Source organism: Microcoleus sp. Pol10D4 (genome assembly GCF_036701555.1).
GTDB lineage: Bacteria > Cyanobacteriota > Cyanobacteriia > Cyanobacteriales > Microcoleaceae > Microcoleus.
In genome coordinates this window covers 1-9096 of the sequence record NZ_JAUBRA010000118.1, presented here as the reverse complement: position 1 = coordinate 9096, position 9096 = coordinate 1, and the positions used below count along the sequence as shown (strand labels likewise).

6 protein-coding genes are annotated in these 9096 nt (G+C 44.0%); 2 read left to right on the top strand and 4 right to left on the bottom strand.

The features are described 5' to 3' along the window. Positions 1 to 270 precede the first annotated feature (270 nt). On the top strand, positions 271 to 723 hold the full coding sequence (locus QUA36_RS30000; protein ID WP_333159613.1) for an ATP-binding protein: 453 nt from the start codon (positions 271 to 273) through the stop codon (positions 721 to 723). 152 nt (positions 724 to 875) lie between these two features. On the opposite strand, the gene QUA36_RS29995 is transcribed toward QUA36_RS30000, so the two are convergent. The 3 genes from QUA36_RS29995 to QUA36_RS29985 all read right to left on the bottom strand — a co-directional run bounded on the left by QUA36_RS29995 (position 876) and on the right by QUA36_RS29985 (position 2191). Further along, on the bottom strand, positions 876 to 998 hold the full coding sequence (locus QUA36_RS29995) for a hypothetical protein (RefSeq protein ID WP_333159611.1): 123 nt from the start codon (positions 996 to 998) through the stop codon (positions 876 to 878). An 18-nt stretch (positions 999 to 1016) separates the two neighbouring features. After that, entirely contained in the window at positions 1017 to 1208 is a 192-nt protein-coding gene (locus tag QUA36_RS29990; RefSeq protein ID WP_333159608.1) for a hypothetical protein, read from the bottom strand. A gap of 710 nt (positions 1209 to 1918) precedes the next feature. After that, positions 1919 to 2191, bottom strand: coding sequence for a hypothetical protein (locus QUA36_RS29985; RefSeq protein ID WP_333159606.1), 273 nt, complete (start codon positions 2189 to 2191; stop codon positions 1919 to 1921). A 796-nt stretch (positions 2192 to 2987) separates the two neighbouring features. Between QUA36_RS29985 and QUA36_RS29980 the strand changes: the two genes are divergently transcribed. Continuing rightward, a complete protein-coding gene (locus QUA36_RS29980) occupies positions 2988 to 8675 on the top strand; it encodes an AAA family ATPase (protein WP_333460014.1) in 5688 nt (1895 codons plus the stop codon). Positions 8676 to 8685: 10 nt separating this feature from the next. On the opposite strand, the gene QUA36_RS29975 is transcribed toward QUA36_RS29980, so the two are convergent. Continuing rightward, on the bottom strand, positions 8686 to 8865 hold the full coding sequence (locus QUA36_RS29975; protein ID WP_333159603.1) for a hypothetical protein: 180 nt from the start codon (positions 8863 to 8865) through the stop codon (positions 8686 to 8688). Positions 8866 to 9096: the final 231 nt, after the last annotated feature.

The following is a 9096-nucleotide window of genomic DNA, read 5'->3' as shown; positions in this document are numbered from 1 at the left end:
TTGACCGTTGTTTCCAGGGGCGGGAATTTCTCCGTACTAGGATGTCTCAACACGTAGATGGTTGTTCTTACTCACTTCTCGATCTGAATACAATATTTCAATAGAAATAGCAACAAAGAAAGACACGGGGACTGAATTCCCCCGTGCCGCTTCCCTCTCAGGGCTGAAGCCACTGAGTTTCCCGCATCCCGTATTAATTTTTATGAGGGAATTGAAAGTACATTGCTGATTTTGCAACACCGGCTCAAAGATAAACCAGAGTGTCCAGGCGTGGTAACGATCAAAGACTATGGCACTTTGCCCAAGGTGGAATGTTTCCCCGGACAACTCAATCAGGTATTCATGAATATTTTGGTTAATGCCCTGGATGCCCTAGATGACAAGAATACCAAACGCTCCTATCAGGAGCTTAAAGACGCCCCGAACCAGATTACAATTCGGACTTCTGCCATCGACAATCAATGGGTGGAGGTTGCGATCGCTGACAACGGAATGGGTATGCCAGACCCAGTGAAGCAGCGCATTTTTGACCCCTTTTTCACCACCAAAGCCATCGGTAAAGGTACGGGTTTGGGGATGTCGATTAGTTATCAAATCATTACTGAAAAACATGGCGGTAAAATCAAGTGTTTTTCTACACCTGGCTCAGGCACTAAGTTTGTGATTCAGATCCCCATTCGGCAACAGACAATTTCAGCACTCCCGATCCCTGCTGAATCTTAACCACTTCGCCTTCAGTGCAGCCCTCAAACAATCTGAGGCGATACCATAATCGATCGGGGTGTCAATTACCGCCAACTGATCGATCTGAAGCCATAAGAATTTTAGAAGCGCGATGCTCAAACAAAAATCGCAATCTTCGCAGAACAAAAACGCTAGAAACCCCAAGAGCGATCCTCTTCGAGGGCTTCGCTAACGTACAGAATTGAAGAGCGATCGCCCGCAGGTAATTTTGAAGTATGGGTTATTGCGATCGAGTGTGGGAAACTAATATTCATCAAATGAATGATTACATATTAATTTGTAGTTTTGGGCAACAATTGATTTAGCGCATCGCACAAGTATCGCTTCACGGTATCCCTACTTGCGCCCACGCCGCTGGGAATGGTAAAGATCATCTCGACAGTTAATAGATTTCCGTCGGGTGAGGCAAAAACATCGATCGGCAAAGCACGCTGAAATGCTGTTGCGGGATTTTCGGCTTTCATGACACCTGTGCTCACATCGGTGCTGATCGTTCTGATGCTCTCGCGGGCTAAAATGGGTCGTAATTGGGAAAATGCTCTCTCTATCGATAACCCCTCAACCTGAACACGTGCAGAAAAGGCGGCACCATTCAAAAAGTCCCCCTTTTTTTGAAAGCTTTCCTCGCAGGTTGTGGCCACAGCGGGGGTGGCTAAACATATGAGAGCTAGAGTCAAGACAAGCGATCGCATATTAGCTTAGTTATAAAAATGAAACGAAACAATCATCAACATTATCATGAACCATCATAGGATGGTTTGGCAAGCGATGCAAATACCTTCGATGGTTTTTAGCATGAGTTGCAGTCTGGTTAGTATTCGCTGCTATTCTAGCAACTATAGAAACTAGAATAATTAAGGTTAAAGACTAAAAGAGCGAGCTATCGTACTTAATTGAAGCTCGTACTGAATAGAATGTCGATTTAATGCTGGATTCTCATTTTTTAACAACATTTCACTCGCTTCACGTAAGTTAGTTAGTAGGCTGTCTAAAGTTTCTCATTGAGAATGCGCTCTCTTAGAAACCGGAAACATAGACTACATATAAATCCGTCTCAGGCTCTTTCGGAACCACCGCAGTAAACGTCCTCATAAATTCTAACTCCAACAGCTTGACTTTCAAGCAAAATCTAATAAAATTAAGTTTAGCATATCTATCACCTTTCTGCGTAAAATCACTTAGAAATAAGCTCAATGACACTACCTAGAGATGCAGCAAGTTTATATCCAATACGGATACGCAATAGTCTAGCATTTGGATGTTTCGCACTCACGTAATCAGCAGCGTATAAAGCATTTTTATCAACTTTATAGTCGCCTGTTTCTATATCCATGATGACCATCTTGCCAACATTCTCTTCTAAGTCTATTTTGGGGAGGATGCTGCTCTTATATAAATGTTTGGCACGAGGCGGGGCTTCTTCACGACTCCAAAGCATGGTTTGCATACATTCCCCCTTTTTTGTAACTTTTGATCCTGTTACGGACGTGGGCTGTATTACGCGAATTCACCATGTTTGTCGAGCGAGTTCTTGGGTTTTACCTGGCGGATACTCAGCCATTGCTGAGGCTGCAAGCTTGGCAAGAGCATCGGGAGAACAAGCATTTGCTGGTTCCCCTCTGGGAGCATCTTCAAGTTCTTCTATAATCGCATCTTGCTCACTTACAGATCAGGTTTTCAACTTAGCGATGATCGCGCGCTCAAGTAACTCAGTCCTGGTTAGCACACTCTTACAATACACCTCTTAAAAAAGTAGGCAAGGCGATCGCGAATTGTACACTTTTAAGAGCAACGATCGCGCCCGGTCGAATCGCTAGAAATATGTTGTAGTACGATGTATAATCCTAAGTTAGAATAATTCAGGCTCAGATACATAATCAGCTACTGGGATGTAAAAAATCTAAAGTCTCAAAAAACTTGAAGCGTCTGGGCCGAGTACGTCCAGAGAACTTTAAACAGATGCTTTAGGTAGTGCGATCTCATAATTTATATGGATGTGCTTGTCCAAGCCCCAATTCTTGCTTCTCCAACTCCCGCAGAGGTATTATAGTTATAATTAAACATTAGATTATGATGCACATTAGCATTGAATGAGGGGAGGAAATATTGGCATTCGCTAACAAGCTAATTCCCTGCTACTTTAAATTTTTTCAACAGTTACTCCAATATCGCTGTCTCATATTCCCATCCATTAATTCCAGATCTGAATAATCGAAATAATCGAAATAATCGAAATAACGAATATGAAAACCACGCTGCCCGGTTACAAACTCTTATCGTTGCCCCTTCACGAAGGAGTCAATACAGTTATTTATCGCGGGGTTAGGGAGTTCGAGCCAACTCCGGTTATAGTAAAAACCCTTAAAGCCGAGTATCCCACAATAGAAGAAATCGCGCGGTTGAGACATGAATATAAAATCCTCAAAACTCTGGACATGGCAGGGATTGTCAAAGCTCACTCTTTGGAAAAGCATAATAACGGTCTGGCGCTAATATTAGAAGATTTTGGGGGGAAATCTCTGAAAAACCTAATCGCAGCTAAACACCTTGAAATAATCGAATTTCTAAGTCTGGCAATTCATTTGGCAGACACCCTAGCTCAACTGCATGAAAATAAGATTATCCATAAAGATATTAAACCGCAGAATATCATTATCAACTCCAAAACAGATAAAATTAAAATCATAGATTTTAGCATTTCCACTTACCTAGAGCGAGAAAACCAGAGCCTCAGCAATCCCAACTTGCTAGAAGGCACCCCCGCCTATATGTCTCCAGAGCAAACCGGGCGGATGAATCGCTCAATTGACTACCGCACCGACTTTTACTCATTAGGTGTCACCTTTTATGAAATTTTGACTGGAAAGCTGCCGCATCAAGCCAGCGACCTCCTGGAATTAATTCACTGCCATATCGCTAAAAGACCAGTGCCACCCCATGAGCAAATCCCTGAGATTCCCAAAGCGATTTCTGACATCGTAATGAAATTATTAGCCAAAACTGCTGAAGACAGATACCAAAGCGCCCTGGGGCTAAAAGCTGACCTAGAAATGTGCCGTCATCAACTGCAAAACCATGGGACAATTGGCAACTTCTCAATCGGTAAGAGGGATAAATGTGGACAATTTCTCATCCCGCAAAAACTCTATGGCCGCGAGCAAGAAGTAGCCACTTTGATGACAGCCTTTGAGCGAGTCTCCGGCGGAACCAGCGAAATGATGCTAGTGAGCGGTTACTCAGGGATTGGCAAATCTTCCTTAGTGAATGAAGTTCAAAAACCGATTCTCCGGCAGCGCGGCTATTTTATCTCAGGTAAATTTGACCAGTTAAAGCGAAATATTCCTTATGCTTCTTTGATTCAAGCTTTCGCCGGCTTGATGCGGCATCTGTTAACAGAAAGTTCGGAAAAACTAGCCATTTGGAAAGAGCAACTCTTAGAAGCTTTAGGCTCAAATGGCCAAGTCATAGTAGATGTCATTCCCGAAGTCGAACTGATTGTGGGCCCTCAAGAAGCTGTTCCGCAAGTGGGGGCATCTGAATCCCAGAATCGCTTTAATCGCGTCTTTAAAGAATTCATTCATGTATTTACTAAACCCTCACACCCGCTCGTCGTCTTTTTGGATGACTTACAGTGGGCAGATTCGGCATCGCTCAAGTTGATTCATCTGCTTATTTGTGACCCGGACAGCCAATATTTACTGCTGATGGGAGCCTATCGAGATAACGAAGTAAGTCCGACACACCCGTTGATGCTGACGTTGGATGAGATTCAAAAGAATGGGGCGGTTGTAAATAATATCACCCTCCATCCTTTGGATATTGGCAACGTCAGCTTGTTGGTAGCAGATACCCTCAAGGAGTCTTCCGCTCTGAGAAACCGGGTTTCTGAATTGTCCGAGCTACTTTTCAATAAAACCCAGGGCAATCCTTTCTTCTTGACTCAGATGTTCGCTACTCTGCATCAAGAAAAGCTATTGACCTTTGATTTCAGTGCTGGGCTCTGGCATTGGTCATTGAACCAAATTCAAGCGGTAGGCATCACGGATTATAATGTCGTCGAACTGATTGCCAGAAACATTCAAAAACTCTCGGAGGAGACCCAGGATGTCTTAAAATTAGCCTCCTGTATAGGAGACAAATTTAATTTAGAAGTTCTAGGAATTGTCACTGAAAAATCTCAGTCGGAAACGGCGACTGATTTGTGGGAAGCACTTCAGGCTGGCTTGGTTTTGCCCCTGAGCGAAGCATACAAAATCCCTCTCGTTTTTACCTCCGATGAAATGAGCAGGGAAGTAAATCAGAGAATAGCTCCAGATTCTCCTCTGCTATCATCCTCACCTGCCTCTTTGCCTTACAGCCATAATGCGCCTATCGCTTACAAATTTCTCCATGACAGGGTGCAGCAAGCGGCGTATTCTCTTATTCCAGAATCTCAGAAACAACAGACCCACTTGAAAATTGGTGAACTGCTACTAGAGCATACTCCAGCAGAGGAGATTGAAGAAAATATCTTTGAAATTGTCAATCAATTAAATGTTGGGGCTGATTTTATCACCGACCAGGCAAAAAAAGATCGTCTAGCCCGATTAAATTTGATAGCAGGTAAAAAAGCTAAGGCAGCAACAGCTTATGAAACTGCCGCCCGACAACTACGGATGGGGCTAGAACTCCTCAGAGAAGATAGCTGGGAAACTCAGTATGACCTGACGTTCCCTCTGTATGCGGAAGCGGCGGCGGTGGAATTTCTAAACATCAACTTCGAGCGAGCAAAAATGCTGTCTGAGGAGGCTCTCAAACACGCCAAAAATCGGCTCGAAAAAGTCAAAATTCATGAAATAAAAATGGAGTTTTATTCCCAGCAAAACCAGATGCAAGTCGCGTTAGATATCGCGCTGCAAATTCTAAGTCTGCTGGGTGTCTCCCTTTGTCCCGAACCTCCACAAGAGATGAATACTGAGGCGTTAGCTAATCTGCCAGAAATGACGGATATCAATAAACTGATGGCTATGGGGATATTATTGAAATCCGCTGCTCTTGCTCATCATGTGGCTCCTGCCTTATATCCGCAATGGCCATTTACAATGATTCATCTTTGTATTCAATATGGTAATTCACCCCAGGCCGCTTCCGGGTATACGGTTTATGGTTTGCTTTTGTGCGGGCCACTGGGTAAAATAGACGCGGGATATCGATTTGGACAACTAGGTTTAAATTTGTTGGATCGATTTGAGACAAATGAACTGAAATCTTACGTCTATCTAGTTTTTAATGCTCATATTAGACACTGGAAAGAGCATGGCAAGAAAACCTTAGCGCCATTGCTGGAGGGAATTCAAAGCTGCATCGAAACTGGAGAATTACAAAATGTTGGTTATAATTCTATCTACTATTGCGATCATATATTTTTTACAGGTCAACCGCTGGAATTTGTGGCTCAGAAGCAGGCGCAATATCTTGATTTACTCCTAAAACTCAAACAAGATTCGCATATTCCTTATTTGAAAACCTGGAGAGTAATGGTATTACAATTACTCGCCGCCTCGGAAGAGGAATATATGCTTAAGGGCGAAATTTTGAATGAAGAAGAACTCCTGCAACAGTCAATTGCTGAAAATAAACATATGTTTATTTTTGTTGCTCACCTGACAAAATTTATGCGACTTTATTTGTTTAAAGATTACGCTCAGTCAGTGAAAAGCGCCAGCGAAGCAGAAAAATATAAAGAAGGTGCACCGGCGCTGATGAGTGGTGCGGAACACAATTTCTACTATTCTCTGGCCCTCCTGGGTCAATATCCCCAAGTTTCCAGCAGCGACCAAGAAGAATCTTTGAAGCAAGTGGCGAAAAATCAAAAACAAATGCAGCAATGGGCAGTTCACGCTCCTGCAAATTATCAACACAAGTACGAGTTAGTGGAGGCGGAGAAAGCGCGGGTATTGGGAAAAATTGGCAAAGCGATGGAGTATTATGACGCCAGTATTCAAGGAGCCAGAGAACAGGGATACATTCAGGAAGAAGCCCTAGCTAATGAACGGGCCGCCGAGTTTTATTTTTCTCGCGGGCGGGAGAAGATAGCAGAGATTTATTTGACGGATGCTTACTATGGCTATGTTCGCTGGGGAGCGAAAGCAAAAGTGCAGGATTTATCAAAAGAATATCCTGAATTCTTCTCGCGAATACTGACTAAAGAAGTCCCCAACTTCGACATATCACGGACGACCAGCTCGACGACTACGGGGAGTTTTGCAGCACTGGATTTAGCCTCTGTGATGAAATCTTCTCAAGCTATTTCTGGCGAAATTGTTCTGGAAAGTCTGCTTTCTAAGTTATTGAAAATTGCCATGGAGAATGCTGGGGCAGAAAAAAGCTACTTGATTTTAGAAAAAGATGGTCAACTGGTTGTAGAAGGGACGGCCAGCCTAGATAATGATGAGGTAGTAGTGCTGCAATCCACACCAATAGAAACGAGTCAGAAATTGCCGTTTTCTATCCTCAATTATGTGGCTAGAACTCAGAAAAATGTGGTATTAAATGATGCAATCCAGGAGGGTATTTTTACCAGGGATAGCTATATTGTTAACGCCCAACCCAAGTCAGTTTTATGTATGCCGGTCGTCCATCAAGGAAAGCTCATTGGTCTGCTTTACTTGGAAAATAATCTGACAAGGAGTGCGTTTACTCCCGATCGCCTGGAAGTTTTAACCGTGCTCTGTTCTCAAGCGGCGATTTCGCTGGAAAATGCTCGACTCTATGCCAATTTGTCTGAGGCGACTGACAGCCTGAAACAAGCCAATGAGCAATTAGAAGATTACAGCCGAACTTTAGAACATAAAGTGGAAGAGAGGACGCAGGAATTAAAGGAAAAAAATCTGCTCCTGAGCCAGGAAATTCGCGATCGCGTGCAGATAGAGCAAGCTCTGCGACTATCAGAAGCGCAATTAAAAAAACAAGCCGAACAACTAGAGCTTTCTTTCCAAGAACTCAAGCGCACCCAGACCCAGCTAATTCAGACTGAGAAAATGTCCTCACTGGGACAGATGGTTGCAGGGGTTGCCCACGAAATCAATAACCCGATTAACTTCATATATGGCAACCTGAGTCACGTCAGGACTTACTGTGAAGACATACTAGGACTGGTGAAACTCTATCAAGAACAATACCCCCACCCCACAGCAGCGATTGTTGAGGATATGGACGCAATCGAATTAGATTTCTTGATGGAAGACTTACCCAAAGTGCTGGATTCGATGAAGGTGGGGGCAGACCGAATTCGCGAAATTGTCCTCTCCCTGCGAAACTTCTCGCGACTGGATGAAGCGGAAATGAAAGAGGTCGATATCCATGAGGGCATCGATAACACCCTACTGATTTTGCAGCACCGACTGCAAGCTAAACTAGACCAGCCTGCTATTCAAATAATTAAAGAGTACGGCCCGCTGCCGCTGGTGGAGTGCTATGCCGGCCAACTGAACCAGGTGTTTGTAAATTTACTGGCGAATGCGATTGACACTCTCAATGACCAAAGAGGGCCGCGGGCGATCGCAATTCGCACCTCAGTGGGGTATGGGGAAGAAAAATCCCCGATTTCCAATCCCCCCCTTACGGAAAGCTCTACAGTTTCTTCGGCTGAGGTGGATTCCCCCAACCTCGGCCCGACCCGCAAAGCTCCCCAATTTGTTGTGATTCGCATTTGCGACAATGGCCCCGGTATGACAGAGGAAGTTAACCGGCGGCTGTTCGATCCGTTCTTCACGACGAAACCTGTAGGGAAGGGCACTGGTCTGGGGCTGTCAATCAGCTACCAGATTGTGGTAGAAAAACACCGCGGACAGTTGAAGTGTTTTTCTCATCCCGGTGAGGGGGCAGAGTTCATCATTCAGATTCCTATTCGACAGAACTATCAAGCATTGGCTGTCCAAAGCCAAACCTGATGAGTAGTTGTTATTGGTATTTCCAGGGATTCGATGGCAGGGATTGTGTCGGGATTTGTGCGATCGCAGAACTCTCAAACAAGCTTGCCTTAGCGCTTAACAGCAAGACTGAGACGACAAGGGCAATGAGCAAGAAGCGGAGAACGATCGAGCGATCGCGGAACAGTGATTGCAGCCTTTGAGATCTCACAGCACCTCTCCTCTGATTGTTTGCAGCCTAAATTTCCGGCATTTCGCATCTGAGAAGTAAAAAAAAGATGCTTCAAATTGGCGGACGATTTGATCGTGTTTTACCAGGCAGTTCTAAAACTTTCCTCTCTCTACAGAATTAAGTTGAAGGATAGAACCCACATTCCGCAGGTCTTTAAATAGAATTGATGGTTATAAAATTTAAAAATTCAAGCCTGAAGTGATTACTCGG

Coding starts and splice junctions, on each gene's coding strand:
- QUA36_RS29990 (WP_333159608.1), bottom strand. CDS start 1,208: ATGAAAGCCGAAAATCCCGCAACAGCATTTCAGCGTGCTTTGCCGATC.
- QUA36_RS29995 (WP_333159611.1), bottom strand. CDS start 998: ATGAATATTAGTTTCCCACACTCGATCGCAATAACCCATACTTCAAAA.
- QUA36_RS29985 (WP_333159606.1), bottom strand. CDS start 2,191: ATGCAAACCATGCTTTGGAGTCGTGAAGAAGCCCCGCCTCGTGCCAAA.
- QUA36_RS29980 (WP_333460014.1), top strand. CDS start 2,988: ATGAAAACCACGCTGCCCGGTTACAAACTCTTATCGTTGCCCCTTCAC.